This is a genomic window from Mycobacteriales bacterium, assembly GCA_035690485.1.
Lineage (GTDB): Bacteria > Actinomycetota > Actinomycetes > JAFAQI01 > DASSKL01 > DASSKL01.
In genome coordinates, this window is sequence record DASSKL010000060.1 from 42,611 (window position 1) to 63,594 (window position 20,984).

General features: G+C 69.9%; 19 protein-coding genes and 1 tRNA gene. 11 read left to right on the top strand and 9 right to left on the bottom strand.

Translation table 11 applies throughout. From position 1 onward, the window contains the following. Window positions 1-214: 214 nt before the first annotated feature. The 4 genes from VFJ21_08015 to VFJ21_08030 all read left to right on the top strand — a co-directional run bounded on the left by VFJ21_08015 (window position 215) and on the right by VFJ21_08030 (window position 3,721). Window positions 215-1,390 carry a sensor histidine kinase gene (locus tag VFJ21_08015; protein HET7407062.1) on the top strand — a complete coding sequence of 392 codons (1,176 nt, stop codon included), beginning with the start codon at window positions 215-217 and terminating at the stop codon, window positions 1,388-1,390. Beyond that, entirely contained in the window at window positions 1,387-2,055 is a 669-nt protein-coding gene (locus tag VFJ21_08020) for a response regulator transcription factor (GenBank protein ID HET7407063.1), read from the top strand. The genes VFJ21_08015 and VFJ21_08020 overlap by 4 nt, the downstream gene beginning before the upstream one ends. Window positions 2,056-2,171: 116 nt before the next feature. Further along, window positions 2,172-2,714 carry an AAA family ATPase gene (locus VFJ21_08025; GenBank protein HET7407064.1) on the top strand — a complete coding sequence of 181 codons (543 nt, stop codon included), beginning with the start codon at window positions 2,172-2,174 and terminating at the stop codon, window positions 2,712-2,714. A gap of 461 nt (window positions 2,715-3,175) precedes the next feature. After that, the gene (locus VFJ21_08030; GenBank protein ID HET7407065.1) at window positions 3,176-3,721 is read left to right on the top strand and encodes a DUF2087 domain-containing protein; all 546 of its coding nucleotides are present in this window, start codon (window positions 3,176-3,178) and stop codon (window positions 3,719-3,721) included. A 12-nt stretch (window positions 3,722-3,733) separates the two neighbouring features. Here the strand turns inward: VFJ21_08030 and VFJ21_08035 are convergent, their stop codons facing one another. Beyond that, the gene (locus tag VFJ21_08035; protein ID HET7407066.1) at window positions 3,734-4,645 is read right to left on the bottom strand and encodes a 2-dehydropantoate 2-reductase; all 912 of its coding nucleotides are present in this window, start codon (window positions 4,643-4,645) and stop codon (window positions 3,734-3,736) included. A 98-nt stretch (window positions 4,646-4,743) separates the two neighbouring features. Here VFJ21_08035 and VFJ21_08040 point away from each other — a divergent pair, with 98 nt between their 5' ends. Genes VFJ21_08040 through VFJ21_08060 form a run of 5 tightly spaced genes read left to right on the top strand, consistent with a single transcriptional unit; the run spans window position 4,744 to window position 9,379 of the window. Continuing rightward, on the top strand, window positions 4,744-6,153 hold the full coding sequence (locus VFJ21_08040) for an extracellular solute-binding protein (GenBank protein ID HET7407067.1): 1,410 nt from the start codon (window positions 4,744-4,746) through the stop codon (window positions 6,151-6,153). A 25-nt stretch (window positions 6,154-6,178) separates the two neighbouring features. Continuing rightward, window positions 6,179-7,219, top strand: a complete 1,041-nt coding sequence (locus tag VFJ21_08045) for an ABC transporter ATP-binding protein (protein HET7407068.1) — start codon at window positions 6,179-6,181, stop codon at window positions 7,217-7,219. A 2-nt stretch (window positions 7,220-7,221) separates the two neighbouring features. After that, window positions 7,222-8,157: a sugar ABC transporter permease gene (locus VFJ21_08050; protein ID HET7407069.1), complete on the top strand. Its 936-nt coding sequence runs from the start codon at window positions 7,222-7,224 to the stop codon at window positions 8,155-8,157. Continuing rightward, window positions 8,157-9,050 carry a carbohydrate ABC transporter permease gene (locus VFJ21_08055; GenBank protein ID HET7407070.1) on the top strand — a complete coding sequence of 298 codons (894 nt, stop codon included), beginning with the start codon at window positions 8,157-8,159 and terminating at the stop codon, window positions 9,048-9,050. The genes VFJ21_08050 and VFJ21_08055 overlap by 1 nt, the downstream gene beginning before the upstream one ends. Beyond that, window positions 9,047-9,379, top strand: a complete 333-nt coding sequence (locus VFJ21_08060; protein ID HET7407071.1) for a hypothetical protein — start codon at window positions 9,047-9,049, stop codon at window positions 9,377-9,379. The genes VFJ21_08055 and VFJ21_08060 overlap by 4 nt, the downstream gene beginning before the upstream one ends. 114 nt (window positions 9,380-9,493) lie before the next feature. On the opposite strand, the gene VFJ21_08065 is transcribed toward VFJ21_08060, so the two are convergent. Next, window positions 9,494-10,678 carry an LCP family protein gene (locus VFJ21_08065; protein HET7407072.1) on the bottom strand — a complete coding sequence of 395 codons (1,185 nt, stop codon included), beginning with the start codon at window positions 10,676-10,678 and terminating at the stop codon, window positions 9,494-9,496. 64 nt (window positions 10,679-10,742) lie between these two features. Here VFJ21_08065 and VFJ21_08070 point away from each other — a divergent pair, with 64 nt between their 5' ends. Next, entirely contained in the window at window positions 10,743-11,375 is a 633-nt protein-coding gene (locus tag VFJ21_08070; protein HET7407073.1) for a GNAT family N-acetyltransferase, read from the top strand. Here VFJ21_08070 and VFJ21_08075 read toward each other — a convergent pair. From VFJ21_08075 to VFJ21_08090, 4 genes are all read right to left on the bottom strand, one after another. Then, window positions 11,361-12,977 carry a Na+/H+ antiporter gene (locus tag VFJ21_08075; protein ID HET7407074.1) on the bottom strand — a complete coding sequence of 539 codons (1,617 nt, stop codon included), beginning with the start codon at window positions 12,975-12,977 and terminating at the stop codon, window positions 11,361-11,363. The genes VFJ21_08070 and VFJ21_08075 overlap by 15 nt on opposite strands. Window positions 12,978-13,009: 32 nt before the next feature. Next, window positions 13,010-13,098: transfer RNA gene (locus VFJ21_08080), tRNA-Ser, on the bottom strand. Window positions 13,099-13,132: 34 nt separating this feature from the next. Beyond that, window positions 13,133-14,761 carry a fatty acid--CoA ligase gene (locus tag VFJ21_08085; protein ID HET7407075.1) on the bottom strand — a complete coding sequence of 543 codons (1,629 nt, stop codon included), beginning with the start codon at window positions 14,759-14,761 and terminating at the stop codon, window positions 13,133-13,135. Between the two features lie 46 nt (window positions 14,762-14,807). After that, complete coding sequence (locus VFJ21_08090; GenBank protein HET7407076.1) at window positions 14,808-15,065, bottom strand: Rho termination factor N-terminal domain-containing protein; 258 nt, start codon at window positions 15,063-15,065, stop codon at window positions 14,808-14,810. 110 nt (window positions 15,066-15,175) lie between these two features. Here VFJ21_08090 and VFJ21_08095 point away from each other — a divergent pair, with 110 nt between their 5' ends. Next, window positions 15,176-16,513 carry a serine/threonine-protein kinase gene (locus VFJ21_08095; protein ID HET7407077.1) on the top strand — a complete coding sequence of 446 codons (1,338 nt, stop codon included), beginning with the start codon at window positions 15,176-15,178 and terminating at the stop codon, window positions 16,511-16,513. 55 nt (window positions 16,514-16,568) lie between these two features. Here VFJ21_08095 and VFJ21_08100 read toward each other — a convergent pair whose 3' ends face one another. From VFJ21_08100 to VFJ21_08110, 3 genes are all read right to left on the bottom strand, one after another. Then, the gene (locus VFJ21_08100) at window positions 16,569-18,113 is read right to left on the bottom strand and encodes an AMP-binding protein (protein ID HET7407078.1); all 1,545 of its coding nucleotides are present in this window, start codon (window positions 18,111-18,113) and stop codon (window positions 16,569-16,571) included. 85 nt (window positions 18,114-18,198) lie between these two features. After that, window positions 18,199-18,450, bottom strand: a complete 252-nt coding sequence (locus VFJ21_08105; protein HET7407079.1) for a hypothetical protein — start codon at window positions 18,448-18,450, stop codon at window positions 18,199-18,201. 151 nt (window positions 18,451-18,601) lie between these two features. Next, complete coding sequence (locus VFJ21_08110) at window positions 18,602-20,983, bottom strand: glycoside hydrolase family 3 C-terminal domain-containing protein (protein HET7407080.1); 2,382 nt, start codon at window positions 20,981-20,983, stop codon at window positions 18,602-18,604. Between the last annotated feature and the right edge of the window lies 1 nt (window position 20,984).

The window sequence follows — 20,984 nt, forward strand, 5'->3', positions numbered from 1 at the left end:
GGTGGCGAGGCCGCGGACGGGTCGGGTGGAGCTGTTCACGAGGGCACCTCCGGGTTGGGAACGGGGGCACGTTAGGCATCGCGGACGGCGCCGGTCGTCAGCCTTGAGGTGTCTATGGCGGATGACGTCGCCGGCCGGTTGTCGTCCCGGAGACGACACGGGTCATCTCGAAGGCGGACGTGCGAGGCGGTTTGGGTCGCTACGGTCGGGGTCCGTGGGAGCGCAGACACTCGCCGTACCGGCGCCACGGGTCGCGTGGCCAGCAACGGAGCTCGTGCTTCCGGTCGTGCTGGCGGTGATCGCGCAAGCGGATGTGTGGGCGCCGGCGTCGTACAACCTGGGTCACCTGGTGGGGCCAGCACCCGTGGTGGCGCTGCTCTACGCCGTGACCGCGCTGGCGCTGATCTGGCGCAAGCGCTTCCCGCTGGGCGTCCTGGCGTTCATCGTCACCGTCGACGCCGTCGAGTACCTCATTTTCGGTGCCCCCGAAGGACTCGGATCGCTGCTACCGACCGTGGTGGGCTTCTACGCCGTCGGCCGCTACGCCCGCACCAGCGCCCTCTCTGTGGCTGCGCCGTTGGCGCTGCTCGGCATTGCCGTCCACGAGCTGACGGACCCGGTCTTCACGTTGACCGGCTCGAACGCCGTCTTCTACGGCGTCGTCGCCGGCGCATGGCCGCTCGGACACGCGTTCCGGCGCCGTGCCGAACACACCCACCAGCTCCAGGCGCAGACCGCGGAACTCGTCGCGCACCGCGAACGACTGTCCCAGGAAGCAGCGAGTGCCGAACGGGCCCGCATCGCCCGCGAGCTGCACGACATCGTCGGACACGGGCTGAGCGTCACTGTGCTGCAGCTGGTCGCTGCCGCCGCCTTGCTCGAGAAAGAGCGCCCAGTCGAAGCGCGGACACGTCTGGCCACTACCGAGCAAACCGCCCGGCAGACGCTGACCGAGATGCGAAGGCTCCTCGGTCTGCTCGATGGACCCGACGACTCGACACTCACACCGCAACCCGGACTAGAGCACCTCGACGAGCTGGTCGAGGCGACGCGGCTGGCCGGTGCCGAGGTCACCGTCGAAGTCACTGGCCCGTTGGCTTCGCTGCCCCCGGGCCTCGGCTTGACCGCCTACCGCGTGTTGCAGGAGTCGCTGACCAACGTGCTCAAGCACGCCCGCCCGCCGATCTGCACCGTGCGCGTCACCCGCGACCTCGACGAACTCGTCGTCGAGGTCTGCGACGCGGGCCGAGCCGCCACACCCGCACCGGCCGGCCGCGGGCTCACCGGAATGCGCGAACGCGTCACCGTGTTCGGCGGTACTCTCATCGCCCACACCGTCCCCACCGGCGGGTTCACCGTTCGCGCCAGACTCCCGATCAACGACCGATGACCGCCGACATTCGCATCCTCATCGCAGACGACGAGGCGATCGTCCGCGACGGGCTGCGCACGATCCTCGATCTCGAAGACGACATGACCGTCGTCGGCGAGGCCGCAGACGGCGCGCAAGCGGTCACGGCCGCGCGCGAGCTCAGTCCAGACGTCGCGCTCGTTGACATCCAGATGCCCGGGCTGGACGGCATCGAGGCGACCCGACAGATGCTCAGGGCGCCGAACCCGCCACGGGTACTGGTCCTGACCACCTTCGACCGCAACGAGTACGTCTACGAAGCCATGAAGGCCGGCGCCAGCGGGTTCCTGCTCAAAGACGCCCGACGCCACCAACTCACCGACGCTGTTCGCACGGTCATCCGCGGTGAGACATTGCTCGCGCCCACGATCACTCGTCGCCTCATCGAGGAGTTCTGCGCCCGGCCATCCCCAGCCACGACGACACCGCCCGCACTCGCCGAACTGACACCACGCGAAGTCGAAGTACTCACCCTCATCGCCCGCGGGCACGCCAACGCTGCCATCGCCGCTGAACTCGTCGTAGCCGAGTCCACCGTCAAGACGCACGTCGCGCGAATCCTGGCGAAGCTCCACCTGAACGATCGCGCGCAAGCCGTTATCGCCGCCTACGAGAGCGGCCTAGTACGGCCCGGCACCCGCTGACACGCCTCGGGCTCAACAGGGGGAAAGGGCGTGAGGCCGTGCCCCCTCCACCGGGGGCCAGCTCCTGCAGCGCTGAAACACCGCCTCGACGCCGTCGGGGTCCTACGCTCGATCACGTGCAGCGGGTGTCGGTCGTCGGCAACAGCGGCAGCGGGAAGACCACGCTCGCCCGACAGCTGGCCGGGCGGCTCGGCGTTGCTCACGTCGAGCTCGATGCGATCTTCCACCAGCCCGACTGGCAGGAGCTGCCGGCCGCCGACTTCCGCGCGGCGCTGCAGGAGTTCGTCGAGCAGCCCGGGTGGGTGGTCGACGGCAACTACTCCACGGTGCAGGACATCGTCTGGGCACGGGCGGACACCGTGATCGTCCTCGACCTGCCACGGAGCCTGGTCATGCGCCGGGTCGCCCGGCGGACGCTGGGTCGACTCCTGCTGCGACGCGAGCTGTGGAACGGCAACCGCGAGCCCTGGTCGAACGTGCTCAGCGTTGACCCGCAGCGGTCGATCCTGGCCTGGGCGTGGACGCGCCACCACACCTACCAGGAGCGCTTCGCGCAGGCGCAGGTCGACCCCGCCAATGCACATCTACAGTTCCTCGTCCTGCATTCCCGGCGGGACGTCCGGTCGGTCGTTGCGGCGGCCGGTCCGGCAGCCACCTGACCACCAGTGGCGCGTCGTAGGTCCCGAGTAATGCCGGATGGCGGGAGCGACCGATGTGCCTTGCCGCTCAACTCGGAGTCGCGGCGCGGGTTGGCTCTTGTTGCGCTGCGACCTCTGCAAGCCGATGAAGGTCTTCACGCAGTGCGGCGCTGCGGTCGATGTGTGTGGGGTTGGTCCGGACGAGTAGCTGTTCGAGCCACCTGGGAAGCTTGGTGACTTGAAACGATTGCGTGATCCGCGTGCCGGCTTCCGTTGCTTCGAGGTCTACCCCGGATCGCGTGATTCGTGCTGCGGCCATGTGCCCCACCCCTTTGACGTCACGTGCGTTTGAGTGATCGATCGATCATGTAGCCGACCCAGGCCTCGTACGGATACAAGTCTGTTCTGCCGATTTCATGAGAACAGCGCTACCAGGGGAACTGCCACGATGGCGGCGTGGGCGAGCGGACGGGAGGGCAGCGGTGACGTCGGAAGCCGCCTCTCTGCTGGGGCAGCTGGCCGATCGTGACCGGCTCACGGTCTTCGCCGCCGTCGTGCTCGGCGACCGCACCGTCGACCAGCTGGCGGCGACGACCCGGCTGACCGGCCGCGTCGTCGCGCGGGCCTTGGCGCGGCTGCAGTCGGCGGGCTTGGTCGAGGAGACCGACGGCGCCTGGACCGCGCGTCTGGAGACTCTGCAGGAGGCGACCAGGGCCGGCGCCGCGCAGGGGACCGACGAGCACGCGAGGGCCGATCGCGAGACGGCGGTCGTGCTGCGTGCGTTCATCCGCAACGGCCGGCTGACGTCGATCCCGACCGTGCGCAGGAAGCGGCTGGTGGTCCTCGACTACCTGGCTCGCGTATTCGAGCCCGGGGTGCGCTACAGCGAGAAGGAGGTCAACGCCTCCTTGCGCGCCTTTCACGACGACGTGGCGGCGCTGCGCCGCTACCTCGTCGACGAGGGGTTCCTGAGCCGCGAGGGCGGCGTCGGCGACTACTGGCGCACCGGCGGGTCCGTTGACGTCTGACGCGCCGGCCGGCTACCCGGCGCCGGAGCCGCTCGCCGGCCCCGACCGGATCGACGCCTTCACGATCGCCTCGACGAGCCGCCGGGTCGACGGCACCTCGACCTCGTGCCGTTCCGCGGCGCGCAGGACGGCGCCACCGATCGCGTCGAGCTCGAACGACCGCCCCGACTCGATGTCGCGTTGCATCGAGGACTTCATCGCCGCCGGCGCTGCGAGGAGAAACTGCAACGCGTCGTCGTCGGACACGTCGGCCCCGTCCGCCCGAGCCACCGTCGCGACCTCCTGCACGACGTCTCGCAACAGGTCGGCATAGCGGTCCCGAACCACGCCGATCGGCGCCTCGGCGTACGACGTCAGCAAGGCCAGCGGCGCCAACCGCGCCAGCTTCCGCCAGAGCACCTGTCGCTCCCCGTCAACGACGGAGACCGGTGGCCCGGACGCGCGCAACACAGCGGCGAACTCGTCGGCTCCGGCGATCTCGACGTTCGCGAACGGGCTCGTGTGCTCGATGACGCCTGGCGACACCCTGGTGGCCTCTACCGAGATCGTGGCGGCGACCACGTCGGCGCGCGGATAACGATTTCGCAACACCGCAAGGTGGTCCAGACCGTTGAGGAACGGCACGACGACTGCTCCGGACACTGCTGCGGGAGACACCCGCTCCAGCGCGGCGTCGAGACCGGTTGCCTTGACCGTGACGAGGCACGCGTCGACCGGCTTCGCGAGTGACTCGACCGCCCGAGCCGGCACCGTGAAGTCGCCGAAAACCCTGCTGTGCACGGACAATCCGTGGCCGTTCAACGCTGCTGCGGTTGCCGGGGTGGCGACGAATTCGACGTCGTGTCCCGCCCTCGACAACAGGCCGCCGAGCAGGCCGCCGACACCGCCGGGCCCGAGCACGGCGATGTGCCACGACGACGTCACGTCGCTCCTTCCCGCGACACGCGATGAGCCGCTGAGTCTTTATTCCTCTCCCTTTCGAGGAATATCGTCCCGCCACACACCACGACAAGGGGGTCGCAGTGAGTGACTACCAGCTTTCCCGCCGCACGTTCCTCGTCGGCACCGGTCTCGCGGCGGCAGCGCTCGCCGGCTGCGGTGGCAGCTCTGGCGGTGGTGGAGGCGGCACCCCCAAGGCAGGCTCCTCCAGCGGTCCGGCCCCGACCGAGACCTTCGCGGCGCCGGCCTCGAAGCTCAGCGGCAGCCTGAAGATCTTGATGTGGAGCCATTTCGTGCCCCGGCACGACGTGTGGTTCGACAAGTTCGCCAAGGACTGGGGCAAGAAGGTCGGCGTCAACGTCACCGTCGACCACATCAACACGGCGGACATCCCCGCACGCATCGCGTCAGAGATCCAGGCCGGGTCCGGGCACGACCTGATCCAGCACATCTCCGCAATCCCGCAGTACGAGCCGAGCGTCATCGACCTGGCAAACCTCAACCAGGAGGCGGCCAAGCGGTTCGGCAAGCTCACCGACATCTGCACCAAGTCGAGCTACAACCCGCACACGAAGAAGTACTACGCCTACGCGCCCGGCTGGGTGCCCGACCCGGGCGACTACCGCAAGAGCCTGTGGTCGACGGTCAGCATGGCCAACGGCCCGACCACGTGGGACGAGCTGCTGCAGGGCGGCACCGAGATCAAGAAGAAGAAGAACGTCCAGATGGGCATCGGCATGTCCCAGGAGATCGACTCCAACATGGCCGGCCGGGCGATCATGTGGAGCTTCGGCGGCGCCGTGCAGGACGCCAACGCCAACGTGACGCTCAACTCGCCCGAGACCGTCGCGGCGGTCGAGTACATGACCAAGCTCTACAAGCAGACGATGACGCCCGAGGTCTTCAGCTGGACCGCCGCCTCCAACAACCAGGGCCTGGTAGCGGGGCAGCTCTCCTACATCCTCAACTCGATCTCGGCCTATCGAAGCGCGCAGCAGCAGAACCCTCAGGTGGCCGAGGACGTGCTCTTCGTCAAGGCGTTGAAGGGCCCCAAGGACGCGATCGCCGCGTCACACGTCATGTACAACTGGATCGTCCCCAAGTTCTCGAAGTCGGCCGACAACGCCCAGGAGTTCTTGCTCCACTACACCGCCAACTTCCCGTCGGCGACCTACTACTCCGAGCTCTACGACTTCCCCGGCTACGACAACCTCGTGCCGCAGCTCGACGGTTGGCTGTCCAACGATCCCTTCGGGTCGCGGCCGGCCGACAAGCTCACCGTGCTCAAAGACTCGATCTCCTGGACGACCAACCTCGGGCACCCCGGCTATGCCAACACCGCGGTCGGCGAGGTCAATGCGACGTACATCATCCCGAACATGTACGCGCAGGCGGCCCGCGGCGAGAAGTCGGCCCAGCAGGCCGTCGCCGACGCCGACAAGCAGGTGAAGGCCGTCTTCGACAAGTGGCGCACGAAGGGTCTCATCGGCTGACGGCGAGTGCAGGGGAGGAGTTCACGTGGCCGTCGTCGAGACGCGGAATCTGCGGAAGAGCTACGACGGGGGCAAGACCTTCGCCCTGCGCGGCATCGACCTGGCGACCGAGGAGGGCGAGTACGTCGTCCTCCTCGGCCCGTCGGGCTGCGGCAAGACCACCTTGCTGCGGACGATCGCCGGCCTGGAGCAGCCGACCGACGGGGAGGTCGTCATCGGCGGCAACGTCGTCAACGGCCTGCCGCCGCGGGCGCGCGGCATCGCGATGGTGTTCCAGAGCTACGCGCTCTACCCGCACAAGACGGTGTTCGCCAACATCGTCTTCCCGCTGCGCGCGGAAGGCATGCGCAAGCCGGACCGGGAGCGCAAGGCACGGTGGGCGGCCGACCTGCTCAGCATCGGCCACCTGCTCGAACGCAAGCCGCGCCAGCTCTCCGGCGGGGAGCGGCAACGGGTCGCGCTCGCCCGTGCGCTCGTCCGCGACCCGAGCGTCTTCCTGCTCGACGAGCCGCTGTCCAATCTCGACGCCAAGCTGCGCACCAGCGCGCGTGACGAGCTGAAGCGCTTCCAGCAGGAGCTCGGCACCACCACCGTCTACGTCACCCACGACCAGGTTGAGGCGATGGGTCTCGGCGACCGGATCGCTGTCATGTACGACGGGGTCATCCGCCAGGTCGGCCGGCCGGAGCACGTCTACGACGATCCGGCCGACACGTTCGTGGCGACCTTCCTCGGCTCGCCCCCGATGAACCTCGTGCGTCGCGACGGTCATCTGGTCGGTTTCCGGCCCGAGCACCTGTGGCCGGTGGAGGCGGTTCCGGCGGAGCACCGGGTGACGATGCCCCTGAAGGTCGACCGGCTCGAGTACCTCTCCGGAGACCGGCACGTCTACGGCAGCGTCTCCCGCATCGGCGAGGAGACCCGCGTCATCGCCCGGCTGCCGGCCACCGTCGTGACGCCGCTGCATCCCGGTGAGATGCACGAGTTCGCCGTGCACGCCGATCGCCTTCGGTTCTTCGACGCCGAGAGCGGCGAGCGCACCGCACCGGTGCCGGTGGGTGGCTGATCGTGGCCCAGGTCGCCGCACCTCAGGGTCGCGTCACGGGGCGGGCGGCACCGCGCCAGCGTTGGACCGACAAGGAGGGCCTGCTCGCGCAGATCTTCCTGCTGCCGACCGTCGTCTACATCATCGGTCTGGTCGCCGTCCCCTTCTTCCTCGCGATCGCCTACAGCTTCAGCGACGTGACCGCCGGCAACCCCAGCTACAACTGGGTCGGAGCCCGCAACTACATGCGGATCTTCAACGATCCGGTGTTCTGGAAGTCGTTCGAGAACACGCTGATCTTCACCGCGATCTCGATGGTCCTGATCGTGGTCTTCGGCAAGATCCTCGCCAACATCCTCATGGCGAACTTCAAGGGCAAGTGGCTGGTCCGCTTCCTCGTGCTGCTGCCGTGGACGACGCCGGTGTCGCTGTCCGCCGTGTCGTGGCTGTGGCTGCTCGACTCGATCTACAGCCCGATCGACTTCGTCCTGCGCAGTGTCGGGCTGATCAGTGGGCACGAGTACTACCTCGGCCGCCCGCATCTCGCGATGGCCTCGATCATCGCGGTGGAGGTCTGGCGACTGGTGCCGCTCGCGGCCGTCATCATCATGGCCGGGCTCATCGCCATCCCCCAGGAGATCAACGAGCAGGCACAGGTCGACGGCGCCGGATTCTGGCGACGCTTCTTCGAGATCACCGTCCCGATGACGATGCCGGTCATCGCCGTGGCCGGCCTCTTCGGTGCCATCTTCACGGCGACCGACATGACCGTCGTCTACGTGTTGACGCGCGGCGGGCCGAACAACGCCACCCAGGTGCTGTCCAGCTGGGCCTACTTCAAGGGCATCGAGGGCAGCGACATCGCCCAGGGCGCCGCGATCGCGCTGTTCCTCTTCCCGCTGCTGCTCTTCGCCGCGATCGCCATCCTGCGCGCCGTACGCCGGATGGAGGTCTTCTGATGGCCTGGGACCTCACCGGCCAGGGTCAGATCGACGCCTTCCGGCGCAAGGCGGCCCGCCGCCACGTCCTGGCGCGCATCGGGATCTACGCCTTCGCGCTGCTCGCCGTCATCGTCGCAGCCGGGCCCTTCATCTGGTCGGGGATCACCGCGTTCAAGTCGAACGCCGATCTCTACAACGCGGCGAACAACCCGTTCATCTTCAACCAGAACCCGACCCTGGACCACATCAACTTCCTGCTGACGCAGACGTCCTTCCCGACGTTCGTGTGGAACACCTTCTGGGTCGGTGTCCTGGTCGTGCTGATCACGCTCGTGCTCGGCCTGCCCGCCGCCTACAGCCTGGCCCGCCTCGGTGGCCGGTGGACCGGCCCGTTGGCGATCGCCATCTTCTTCGTCTACCTCGTGCCGCCCACCCTGCTGTTCCTGCCGATGACCCGGGTCGTGGTGTTCCTCGGGCTGCAGGACAGCACCTGGTCGTTGGTGGTCATCTACCCGACGATCACGTTGCCGGTGTCGGTCTGGCTGCTCATGGGCTTCCTTCGGGCGATCCCCAAGGACTTGGAGGAGCAGGCGATGGTCGACGGCTACAGCCGCCTGGGCGCCTTCGTGCGCACCGTCGTGCCGCTCTCGGTGCCCGGCGTCGTGGCGGTCGTCGTCTTCGCCTTCACCGTCGTCGCCAGCGAGTTCATCTACGCCCTGGCCTTCATCGCGCCGACGTCGCACAAGGTGCTGAGCACGGGCGTGCCGACGGAGCTCATCCGCGGTGATGTCTTCCAGTGGCAGTCGCTGCAGGCGGCGACCGTCTTGGTCGCGGTGCCGGTCGCTCTCGTGTTCAACTTCTTCTTGAACCGGTTCATCACCGGATTCACGATGGGAGCGGTCAAGGGATGACGGAGCCGTTGCAGGAGCGGGTCGCCGACCGGGTCGCGGGCTGGTTCGCCCAGGCCGACGAGTTCCGCCGGCTTCATCCGCGGCTCATGCGGCGGCTCGTCGACGCCTACCATGCCGGCCAGTCGCTCGACGACTTCTGCGCCGCCCAGGCCAAGGTCTACGCGCCGTTCGACTCCCCGGCCGGGTTGCACCTGCTGCTGACCCGGGCCGGTGCCGCCGTACCGACGCAGGAGGTCGACGAGCTCGCGTCGTTCGCGCTCACGCAGGCGTCGCGGGTGCAGGTGCTGCGTGCCGGCGTCGCCCTGCGGCGGGCACGAGAAAACGGGTGATGCACCCCCCGCATGGATTCACGCCGCGCATCACCCGCCAAGGGTTGATCATGCCGACCGCGAATGTCGGGTGTACGCCGATTTCGTCACCTGTTCCCTCGGCGTTACAAAGACCTAACCCGAGCAGACCCGCGGGTTGAACGACCCGTCGGCCGGTTCCGACAGCGGCACCTGCTGCACGGGCGTCGACGCCGCGGCGGGCTTGGACGCGGACGGGCGTGGCGCGGGCGCCGCCGACCGCACCGTTGCCGGGTGCAGGAACTGCGCGATCACCTGGTGGTCGGCGGACTTCTCCGGCAGCAGCACGTCGCCGAGGTTGCCGTAGTTGTTGGCGATCGATGTCGGCAGCACGTAGGTCTTCAGTTGCGAGGAGTCGAAGTGGCGGTAGTGCGTCCCGAGGCTGATGACGTGGTTGAAGCTCCACGCGTCGTCGATCGTGATAGCGCCGGCGATCGAGGTGAGGAACGCGTTGGCCTTCAACGGGTGCAGCAGCCCGATCGAGTGCGCCTCGTGGATGACCGCCTGCAGGAAGACGCTCTGCCGGTCGATGCGGCCGAAGTCACCGGTCGGGTCGTAGTGCCAGGACCCGTTGCGGAAGTACGAGTAGTGGCGGCTGCGGGCCACCGCGAGCGCCTGCGCACCGTCGAGGTGCTGGCAGCCGGCATGCGTGATGTTCAGGCCGGTGAACTTGTCGCGCGCCGGCGTCGGGAAGTCGAGGTGGATCCCCCCGAGCGCGTTGACCACCTTCTTGAAGCTCTCGAACGTGATGAGCACGTAGTGGTCGATCGGGATGTCGAACTGCTGCTCGATCGTGCGGACCAGCTGGTCCGGACCGTTCTCGAACGCCGTGTTGATGCGGCCCTTGTGGTCGCTGCCGGCGAGCGTCACCAGCAGGTCGCGCGGGATCGTCAGCTCGGTGGCCTGCGACTTGCCCGGCACCAGATGGATGATCTTGATGACGTCGGCGCGCTGGCCTACCACCTGCTGCGCCGAGCCGAACGCCTGCGTGTCGTTGCCCTGCACCGCCCGGCTGTCGCTGCCGACGAGCAGGATGTTCTCGGAGCCCGCCGCGGCGCCGGCACTGTCGCCCAGGGACGGTACGTGCACGGTCTTGATCTGGTCGAAGCGGTAGCGCCCGTAGCCGTAGAGCCCGCCCGCAACCAGCGCGCAGACGGCGACGGCGGCACCGATCCCGAGGAGCAGCCGGCGCGGCCAGCGCCGCCGACCCGAGCCGTCGGACCCACCGCCGGCCCCACTGCGTTCTCCGACCCGTGGGTCCCGCGTGCCCAGACTGCTCATGACCTCTCTGGCGTGCCCGTTCTCCGCGCGTGCATGCTCACTGAATGCCGACGGAAGGACAGCCATGACCACGGCGAACGAGCAGACGGTCCAACGGGTGGGCGCGGAGAGCGTGGATCGGGTGGCCACGGCGCTGGCCGGCGCGTTCTTCGACGACCCGGTGATGTCGTGGCTGGTCCCGCCGGGTGGCGCCGACCGTCACGAACGGCTGAAGAGCCTGTTCGGCGCCGTGACCAGGGGTTACGTGCGGCGGGAGAAGTCCGTCTATGCCGGCCCGGGAGGGGTCGCCGCCGCGTTGTGGGGCCCGCCGGGGTCCTGGAAGATGGCCAACAGCGACATCGCCCGCGAGACACCCGCGCTGGTCAAGGCGTTCGGCCGCAACCTGACCAAGGCGTTGCGCGCGCTCAGCGCCGTCGACGCGAAGCACCCGACCGACCGAGATCACTGGTACCTCGGCTACCTCGGTTGTGAACCCGCGCACCAGGGCCGCGGCATCGGCGCCTCGCTGCTGCGGGTGGTCCTCGACGACTGCGACACCAAGGGCATCCCGGCGTACCTCGAGTCGTCGAACCAGCGCAACCTCACCCTCTACCAGCGCCACGGTTTCGAGATCGTCGAGGAGCTGCCGCTGCCGGGCGGTGGTCCGCCGGTGTGGCGGATGTGGCGTGAGCCTCGGGTGGAGTCAGCCGATCAGTGAGTCTCGCAGGTCGAGGTCGCGGCGCAGCCGGCGTGCCTCGCTCGCGTTGAGCGCCCCGCAGCGGTAGCGGCGGTTGAGCTCGTCCCGTTGCGCCTGCACGAGCTCGCGGCGCAGCCAGTCGTAGTCCTCCCGCCGCCCGCGATGGCGCTCCTCCTCGTCGCCCCCGGCCGCGGCGACCTCGTGCTCGACGAACCGGCGCTCCTGCTCGAAGCGCTCGCGGACCGCGGCGACGATGTCGGGCTCCACCCGCTCGGCCTCCTCGATCTCATCGGCGCGCTTGAGCGCGGCCTCGACCATCGCGAGCTTGGCCTCCCGCTCGTGCGGGCCGCCCGCTCCGGCGCCGGTGAGGCCCAGCGCCCGCACGACGATCGGCAGCGTCACGCCCTCGATGACGAGCGTCGCGAAGATGACGGCGAAGGTCAGGTAGATGATCGTCGCCCGGTCGGAGCCGCCGTCGGACTGTTGCACGGTGATCGGCACTGCGAGTGCGGCGGCCAGCGAGATCGCGCCACGCATCCCGCCCCAGCCGAGCAGCAGCCGCTCCCGCCAGGTCGCCGGTGCGGTCTCCTCGTCGTGGCCGATGGTCCAGACCTTCGGGGGCACGACGAACTGCCAGCCGACGCGTATGCCGATGACGACGGCGCTCACGATCGCGGCCTCGACCACCAGTCGTCCGACCGACCGGCCGTGCTGCGCGGCGACGGCGTCGCGGAACTGCAGGCCGAGGAGCACGAACAGCACCGAGTTGAGCAGGAAGTTGAGCTGGTCCCAGAACGCCCGCGCCTGCAACCTGACCCCGGGCCGGAACAGGCCTTCGGACCGGGTGCCGAGGAACAGCCCGGCCGTGACGGCGGCGAGGACTCCGGAGACGTGCGACCGATCGGCCGGGATGTAGGCGACGAACGGCGTGAACAGCGACAGGGTGATCTCGATGCCGGCGTCATGGACCCGCGTGCGCGCCTGCGCGATGGCGTAGCCGACGACCAGGCCCCACGCGATGCCGCCGGCCACCACCTCGCCGAACCGCAACACCCCGTGCGCCAGCGAGAACGAGCCGGTGATCGAGGCCGAGACCGCGAGGCCGTAGAGCACGAGCGCCACACCGTCGTTGACAAGGCTCTCTCCCTCGAGCACGACCGTGAGCCGGCGGGGGACGCCGAGCCGCTTGAAGACGGCCGTCGCCGCCACCGGATCGGTGGGCGCCACGATCGCGCCGAGAACGAACGCCGCGCCGAGACTCAGTCCGGCCACGACGACGTCGGCGACGAATGCGGTGATGACCGTCGTCGCGAGCACCAGCCCGACGGCGAGCAGCCCGATCGGCAGCCAGTTGGCGCGCAGCGCCCGCGGCGAGGACAGGAAGGCCGCGTAGTAGAGCAGCGGCGGCAGGAAGACGTAGAAGACGACTTCCGGCGCGAGGTGGAACGTCGGGGTACCGGGTACGAAGCTCGCAACCAGCCCGGTGAGCACGAGGAACACCGGGTAGGGCACCTCGACCAGCCGCGACAGCGCGGCGCTGGCGAGCACCGCGATCGCGACGACGAGGCCCAGGACGAACGCCGCGTCGTGCACACCGCCCGCTTTCCCGTTCGCGCTGACCATGAACGCGAGCGGGTGGGCGGAGCGGCAGTGAGCGGAGGCTCCGGGATTTGAACCCGGGATGGGGATTAACCCAAACCGCATTAGCAGTGCGGCGCCATAGACCGGACTAGGCGAAGCCTCCTGGTGCTCCCGAGACTACCAACGGCAGGCGCGTCTCACTCCGCGTGCTGGATCTGCAGCTCACCCTCGGCGTACTGCCGGCGAATGACCTTCTTGTCGAACTTGCCGACGCTGGTCCGCGGCACCGCCTCGATCACCGTCCACCGCTCGGGCAGCCACCACTTCGCCACCCGCTCGGACAGCCAGACCCGCAGCTCGCCGACCGTCGTCGCGGTGCCCTCCTTCAGCACCACGGCGGCGAGCGGGCGCTCCTGCCAACGGTCGTCGGGCACGCCGACGACTGCCGCCTCGACCACGTCGGGGTGGCCGGCCAGGGTGTTCTCGAGCTCGACCGACGAGATCCACTCGCCGCCGGACTTGATGACGTCCTTGGCCCGGTCGGTCAGCGTGATGTAGCCCATCGCGTCGAGGGTGCCCACGTCGCCGGTGCGCAGCCAGCCGTCGTCGAACTTCTCCGGGTCGTCGACCTTGTAGTAGGAGCCGGTGACCCAGGAACCGCGCACCTCGAGCTCGCCGACCGCCTTGCCGTCAGCCGGCAGCACGTTGCCGAGGTCGTCGACGATCCGGCCCTCGACGCCGCAGACGATCCGGCCCTGCGTGGCGCGGTAGTCCATCGCCGCCTCGTCGGGAACCGACTTCGGCGGCCGGGCGACGGAGGCCAGCGGTGACGTCTCGGTCATGCCCCAGGCCTGGATGATCGAGATGCCGAAGTCGCTCTCGAACGCCTCCATGAGACCGCGCGGCACCGCTGATCCGCCGCAGATGATCTGCCGGAGCGACGAGATGTCGTGGCCCGCGTTGGCGCGCAGGAAGTGCAGGATGTCGTTCCAGATCGTCGGCACGGCCCCGGAGAAGGTCGGCTTCTCCATCTCGATCAGGCGGACCAACGGCTCTGCCTGCAGGAACCGGTCCGGCATGACCAGGTCGCTGCCCGCCATCAGCGCGGCGTAGGGCAGCCCCCACGAGTTGGCGTGAAACATCGGCACGATCGGCAGGATCCGGTCGCTCGCCGACAGCCCGAGGGCGTTGGGCGAGCAGGCGGCCAGCGAGTGCAGGTAGTTGGACCGGTGGCTGTAGACGACGCCTTTCGGGTGGCCGGTCGTGCCGCTCGTGTAGCACATCGCGGCGGCGTCGCGCTCGTCGATGTCGGGCCACGCGAAGGCGTCGGACTCGCCCGCGATCAGCTCGTCGTAGCCCACCACCTGCTTGCCCGACTCCGACAGCGCAGCGGTGTCACCGGCGCCGACGACGACCACCGTGTGCACGGTCGACATCTGGCCGAGCATCGGGCCGAGCAGCTGCAGCAGCGTCGCGTCGACGATGACGACCTGGTCCTCGGCGTGGTTGGCGATGTAGACGACCTGCTCGGGGAACAGCCGGATGTTCAGCGTGTGCAGCACCGCGCCCATCGACGGGATCGCGCAGTAGGCCTCGAAGTGCTCCTGGTTGTTCCACTGGAACGTCGCCACCCGCTGGTCGCCGCGGATGCCGAGCCCGCGCAGCGCGTTGGCCAGCTTGCCGGCGCGGGCCCCGATCTCGGCGTACGACGCCTTACGGGTGCGCTCGCCGTCGAAGGTGACGATCTGCGAGTCGCCGTAGACCGTCGTGCCGTGCCGCATGATCGAGCTGATCGTGAGCGGGACGTCCTGCATCGTGCTGCGCACCGGGTCCTCCAGTCGTTGCGGAGAACCCACATTGTGGCCTGTCGGGTCAATGGTTGCGCAGCGCGTCGATCAGCTGGCCCTTGCTCATCCGGGAGCGGCCGTCGATGCCGACCTCCTTGGCCTTGTCGTAGAGGTCGCCCTTCGTCCAGTCCTCGTAGGAACCGCTGCTGCCGCCCTTGCGGCCGGTCGCCGAGCGACCCCGGCCGGCCGAGGAGTTGGCGATCCGTGCGGCCTTCTCCTTGCTGGCTCCCTCGCGGCGCAGCGCTTGGTACTGCTCCTCGTCCTTGATCGAGCTGTTCGGCATGGCTGACCCTCCTTCGTCAGTTCCGGCGTTCCCGGCCGCTCGCGCGAGCAACCGGGAGGCGGCGGCGCGCACGTGGCCGGTCCGACGCCTTCGGGCGCTGATGTGTTGGTATGGGGCGCGTGCAGGACGAGGGACGCGTGGTCGGCGAGCGCTACCGGCTGGTCGAGCTGATCGGTCAGGGCGCGGTGGCCGACGTGTGGCGCGCCCGCGACACCCGGCTCGCTCGTGACGTGGCGCTGAAGATGTTCCGCGGCGACGCGGCGGCCGAGCTCGGTGACGCGCAGGAGGAGGTGCGCACGCTCGCGCGTCTCGACCACCCCAACCTGGTGGCGGTGCTCGACACCGGCACGGAAGGTGACGGCACCGCGTGGATCGTCACGCAGTACGTCGACGGGGAGTCGCTCGACGCGCTGATCGCCGCCGGCCGGCTGCCGCCGTCCGACGTCGCGTGGTACGGCGCCGAGGTTGCGGCTGCCCTCGGCTACGTGCACGGGCAGGGCCTCGTGCACCGCGACGTGAAGCCCGGCAACGTGCTCGTGGGGCGCAACGGACGGGTCTATCTCACCGACTTCGGTATCGCCCGGATCGTCGACGCGCCGGGCAAGACGGTGGCCAACGTGATGGTCGGCACGCCTGCCTTCCTCGCCCCCGAGCAGGTGGCCGGCGAGCGGGTCGGGCCGCCGGCCGACGTCTACGCGCTCGGCCTGCTGCTGCTCGAGGCGCTGACCGGTCGTCGGGAGTACCCGGGTGGCCCGATGGAGTCGGCGATGGCCCGGCTCAACCGGGAGCCCGAGGTGCCGACGGACCTCTCGCCGACCTGGCGCAACCTGCTGGCGGCGATGACCGCACGCACACCGGGCGAGCGTCCGACCGCGGCCCAGGTCGAGCGCCGGCTGCGCGCGATCGTGGAGGGCGCCGACACGACGATGGTCGCGCCGCTGCCCGTGCCCGGCGCGGCGGCGGGTGCGGCGGGGGTCGCCGCGGCCGACCAGACGGCGTTGCTGCCACCTGTGACCCGGCGGGTCGTGACCGAGGAGCCGATGCCGCGCCGGGGCCCGACACCGGGGCTCATCGCGCTGCTCGTGCTGGTCGCCTTGGCGGCGGTCGCCGCGGCGATCTTCCTGGCCACGAGCGGCGGCAAGGACACCCCGACGCCCGCTCCGACGACCCCACCGCCGACACCGGTGACCACCTCGGCGACGCCGTCGTCCCCGCCACCGACGTCGGAGTTGCCCAGCCCGTCGCCGTCGCCCAGCCCGTCGCCGTCGCCGAGCCCGTCACCCTCGCCTAGCCCGTCTCCGTCGGCGTCACCCACCCCGACCCCGGCGCAGACCACGCCGACAGCAATCGTCTCGCTCGGGACCGGTGGCGGCGGCAACAACGGTGGCGGCAACAGCGGTGCCGGTAACGGCACGGGCCCCAGCCCGTCGACGACGACGTCACCGTGAGACGTCGTCCCAGGGCGTTCGGCCCGAGCGACGGGTCGGCGTTCTTCCGCGCCGGTCAGACGATCCGGCTCTCCTTGCCGGTCCAGTAGCGGTCGCGCAGCAGCCGCTTGTAGAGCTTGCCGGTCGGGTGGCGCGGCAGCTCCTCGTCGAAGTCGATCGTGCGCGGGCACTTGTAGTGCGCGAGGTTGGCCCGGCAGAACTCCAGCAGCTCCTGCTCGAGCTCCGGCCCCGCCGCGGCCGGGTCCATCGGCTGCACGACGGCCTTGACCTCCTCGCCGAACTCCTCGTTGGGCACGCCGAAGACGGCGACGTCCATGACCTTGGGGTGGGTGACGAGGAGGTTCTCCGCCTCCTGCGGGTAGATGTTCACCCCGCCGGAGATGATCATGTAGGCCTTGCGGTCGGTGAGGTAGAGGTAGCCCTCGTCGTCGAGGTAGCCCACGTCGCCGAGCGTGGCCCAGCCGGCGTCGTTGTACGCCGACTTCGTCTTCTCCGGGTCGTTGTGGTACTCGAAGCTGGCGTCGCCCTCGAACCAGATCGTGCCCGCTTCACCGGGCGGCAGCTCCTTGCCGTCCTCGTCGAGAATGTGCGCGGTGCCCCGCAGCGTTCGCCCGACGGAGCCCGGATGCGCGAGCCACTCCTCGGACGTGATCGCGTTGAAGCCGACGCCCTCGGTGCCCGCGTAGTACTCGTTGATGATCGGTCCGAACCACTCGATCATCTGCTGCTTGACCGGGATGGGACAGGGCGCGGCGGCGTGGATCACGCACTGCAGGCTGGAGACGTCGTACTTCTTGCGCGTCTCCTCCGGCAGCTTCAGCATCCGCACGAACATCGTGGGCACGACCTGCGAGTGGGTGACGCTGTAGCGCTCGACCGCCGCCAGGTAGTCCTCGGGCTCGAAGCGCTCCATCATCACGACCGTGCCGCCGAGGCGGGTGACGGTCACGGTGAAGCGCAGCGGCGCGGAGTGGTACATGGGCGCCGGCGACAGGTAGATGGTGTCCGGGCCGAACCCGTAGAGGAACTGGCACAGCATGGTCAGCGGACCCGGCTCGCTGCCGACCGGGATACCGGGCAGCTTGACCTTGACGCCCTTCGGCCGGCCGGTGGTGCCCGACGAGTAGAGCATGTCGGCGCCCTCGACCTCGTCCTCGATGGGTGCGGGCGGGTAGGCCGCCACCGCGTCCTCGTAGGACTCGAAACCGTCGGCGGTCCCGCCGGTCATCAGCCGGATCTCGGCCTCGGCGATCTGCGGCAGCGTGTCGGTCGCGACCTGGGCGAGGGACTTCGACGCCAGGAACGCCTTGGCGCCGCAGTCGTTGACGATGTAGGCGACCTCCGGCGGGCTCAGCTTCGAGCTGACGGCGGTGTAGTAGAGCCCGCTGCGCTGTGCCGCCCAGGCCATCTCCAGGTAGCGGGCGTTGTTGTCCATGAAGATGGCGATCGCGTCGCCGGCCCGCAGTCCCCGGTCGCGCAGCAGCTGGGCCAGCCGGTTGGACCGCTCGTCGAGCTCGCGGTAGGTGACCGTCTCGCCGGTCGTGGCCATGACGACGGCGGGCTTGTCCGGGTGGGTGACCGCGTGCGCTCCGGGATACATGCGGTCACTTTATGCAGCCTGGTGGGTCGCCGGTCACCGACCTCGGAGGCGCCGGCCGGGGCGGTGCGGCCGCGTCTGCGCGCTGTCAGGACTTGGGTGCTGAGGCGGCCGGTGCCGCGTCGAGCGAGCCGTGCTCGGCGACGTGTGCGTCGACCTTGGCGAGCGCGTCGCTGACGGCGGTGGCAGGGCCACCTTCACGTTGCTGCGCATAGTAGGCGTGGCCGAGCGCGCGCAACAGCGCGTCGGCCTGGCGCTTGGCCTGCACCTCTTCGAGCTTTGCCTGGCCCTGCGCAGCGACCTGGCCCGCCTGGGCCTTGACCTTGTCGAGAAGTCCCATCGTCTGCTCCTGGGTGACTCGGTGCTGGGGAACGGGATCGCCGAATGGCCCGTTGCGGGCGTGCCGGTCGCACCTTCACGCATCGGCAGCCAGCGGCTGCCTCACGTCGCAAGGTACGCGCGGGGGCCGGGAACGGAAAGGGCCGAAAGACCTAGGAGATGGTGACCGATGTGGTGGTGATCACGTCGCGTGAGGACCGGGCGATGCGCAGCTCGTAGTCACCGGCCGGCACGGTCCAGCCCGCCTTGCGCGGGTCCCAGACGCGCAGCGCGCGCTGGTCGAACTGCAGCGTCGCCTCGACGGTGTGCCCGGGGTCGGCGGCCACCGCGGCGAACGCCGCGAGGTGCTGCACCGGCCGGCGCAGGTCGCCGGACGGCGGGGCCGCGTAGAGCTGCACGACCTCCTTGCCAGGGCGCGTGCCGGTGTTGGTGACGGGCACCGTGACCGTCCAGCTGCCGTCGGCGCTGACCAGCTGCGGCGTGCCGTAGGACCACGTCGTGTAGCCCAGCCCGTGGCCGAACGGGAATCGTGGCTCGATCTCGCGCGCGTCGTACCACCGGTAGCCGATGTAGAGCCGCTCCGCGTAGTGGGTGGCACCTGCGTCGCCGGGATGGTTGAGGTAGGCCGGGGTGTCGGTGAGCCGCCGCGGGATCGTGACCGGCAGCCGGCCGCCGGGCTCGGTGTCGCCGAACAGCACGTCGGCCAGCGCGTCGCCGAGCTCCTGCCCCGGGAACCACACCTGCAGCAGCACCGCCGCGTCGTCGGCCCAGTCCATGGTCACCGGTGACGCCGCGTTGACCACCACGACCGTGCGCGGCTGGGCGGCGAGGACGGCGCGGACCAGCTCGTCCTGCGCGCCCGGCAGGTCCATGTGCGGGCGGTCGTGCCCCTCGCTCTCCCACTCCTCGTCGGTGCCGACGACGAGAATCGCGACGTCGGCCGCGCGCGCGGCGGCGACCGCGCGGCCGAGCAGGTCGTCGGGCACCGGGGGCAGGCAGCCGACGGTCACGCCGCCGCCGGGCCGCTCGCTCGGCGGTAGCTCGACCCGCACGCTGACGGTCTGCCCCTCCGCGAGGTCGACGGTGCCGGGGACCTCGGTGCTGCCGAGACCGAGCAACGTGCCGCCCGGCGTCGGCTCGCTGTTGTCGACCACGCAGCGGTCGTCGACGAACAGCCGTGCCGGCCCGATGCTCGACAGGGCGAACGTCCACGTGCCCGCGGTCTGCACGTCGATCGTCGCGTCGATGCGGGTCGCGAATCCCTGCGCCGGCAGGCCGGGCATCGGCTCGCCCAGCCAGAGCAACCGGGCGCGCTCCATCGTCTCGCCGCCGAGCGTGGCGCCCTGCGCGTCGACGTAGGTGACGCGTAGCTCGCCGGCCACGCGGTCGTCCAGTGTCGGCAGCGCCCGGTGGGTCAGGCACCCCATCTCGTGCACGGCAGCGGGGGCGCGGTCGCGGATCCCGTCGAGGGGGGCGACCCGATGTTCGGGCCGCAGGGCCGCGCTGCCGCCGCCGTGCTGGGTGCCGGGAACGGCGTTGGGGCCGATCACCGCCACCCGGCCGCAGGTCGCGGGGTCGAGGGGCAGCAGGCCGCCCTCGTTGCGCAGCAGCACCGTGCCCGCGGCACCTGCGCGCCGGATCAGCGCACGGGTCTGCGGGTCGTTGCGGGTCGTCTCGTCGCCGGGTTCGCGGTCGGACTCGGCCTGCGCCCAGGCCAGCAGGTCGAGCACCCGCTGCGCCGCGTTCGACACGTCGTCGCGGTCGACCTCGCCGTCGGCGATGGCGGCGTGCAGCTTGTCGCGGCGGTGCCGGCCGGGGCCGGGCATCTCGATGTCGAGGCCGGCGTGCACGGCGGGTGCCGTGCTGTGCAGGCCGAACCAGTCGGAGACGACCGCGCCGTCGAACCCCCACTCGTCGCGCAGCAGGTCGGTGAGCAGCCGGCGGTGGTCTGCGGCGTACGTGCCGTTGATGCGGTTGTACGACGACATCACCGAGCGCACGCCCGCGTCGTGCACCGCCGCTTCGAAGGGCACCAGGTAGAGCTCGCGCAGCGTGCGCTCGTCGACCTCCGAGCTGATCGTCATCCGCTCGTGCTCGGTGTCGTTGGCGACGAAGTGCTTGACGCAGCAGCCGACGCCGCGACTCTGCACCCCCCGGATGTAGGCCACCGCCATCCGCGCGGTGAGGTGCGGGTCCTCCGAGTAGCACTCGAAGTTGCGCCCGCCGATCGGCGTGCGGTGCAGGTTGACGGTCGGCGCGAGCAGCAGCCGCGCCCCCTTCGCCCGGGCCTCGTCGCCGAGGGCCCGGCCGACCTCCTCGACCAGGGCCGGGTCGAAGCTCGCGGCGAGCGACACCCCGCAGGGGAAGCAGGCGGACGCCGGCCCGGTGAAGCGCGTGCCTCGTACGCCGTTGGGACCGTCGCTCATGCGCAGCGCGGGTACGCCGGCGCGCTCGATCGCCACCGTGTGCCACATGTCGGCACCCGCCAGCAGCGCCACCTGTTCGTCGACGGTCAGCTCGTCAGCCGGGATCACC

Excerpts from the sequence above, each read along its gene's own strand:
- VFJ21_08020 (HET7407063.1), top strand. The coding sequence starts at position 1,387 with ATGACCGCCGACATTCGCATCCTCATCGCAGACGACGAGGCGATCGTC.
- VFJ21_08055 (HET7407070.1), top strand. The coding sequence starts at position 8,157 with ATGGCCTGGGACCTCACCGGCCAGGGTCAGATCGACGCCTTCCGGCGC.
- VFJ21_08060 (HET7407071.1), top strand. The coding sequence starts at position 9,047 with ATGACGGAGCCGTTGCAGGAGCGGGTCGCCGACCGGGTCGCGGGCTGG.
- VFJ21_08065 (HET7407072.1), bottom strand. The coding sequence starts at position 10,678 with ATGAGCAGTCTGGGCACGCGGGACCCACGGGTCGGAGAACGCAGTGGG.
- VFJ21_08070 (HET7407073.1), top strand. The coding sequence starts at position 10,743 with ATGACCACGGCGAACGAGCAGACGGTCCAACGGGTGGGCGCGGAGAGC.
- VFJ21_08075 (HET7407074.1), bottom strand. The coding sequence starts at position 12,977 with ATGGTCAGCGCGAACGGGAAAGCGGGCGGTGTGCACGACGCGGCGTTC.
- VFJ21_08090 (HET7407076.1), bottom strand. The coding sequence starts at position 15,065 with ATGCCGAACAGCTCGATCAAGGACGAGGAGCAGTACCAAGCGCTGCGC.
- VFJ21_08095 (HET7407077.1), top strand. The coding sequence starts at position 15,176 with ATGGGGCGCGTGCAGGACGAGGGACGCGTGGTCGGCGAGCGCTACCGG.
- VFJ21_08100 (HET7407078.1), bottom strand. The coding sequence starts at position 18,113 with ATGTATCCCGGAGCGCACGCGGTCACCCACCCGGACAAGCCCGCCGTC.
- VFJ21_08105 (HET7407079.1), bottom strand. The coding sequence starts at position 18,450 with ATGGGACTTCTCGACAAGGTCAAGGCCCAGGCGGGCCAGGTCGCTGCG.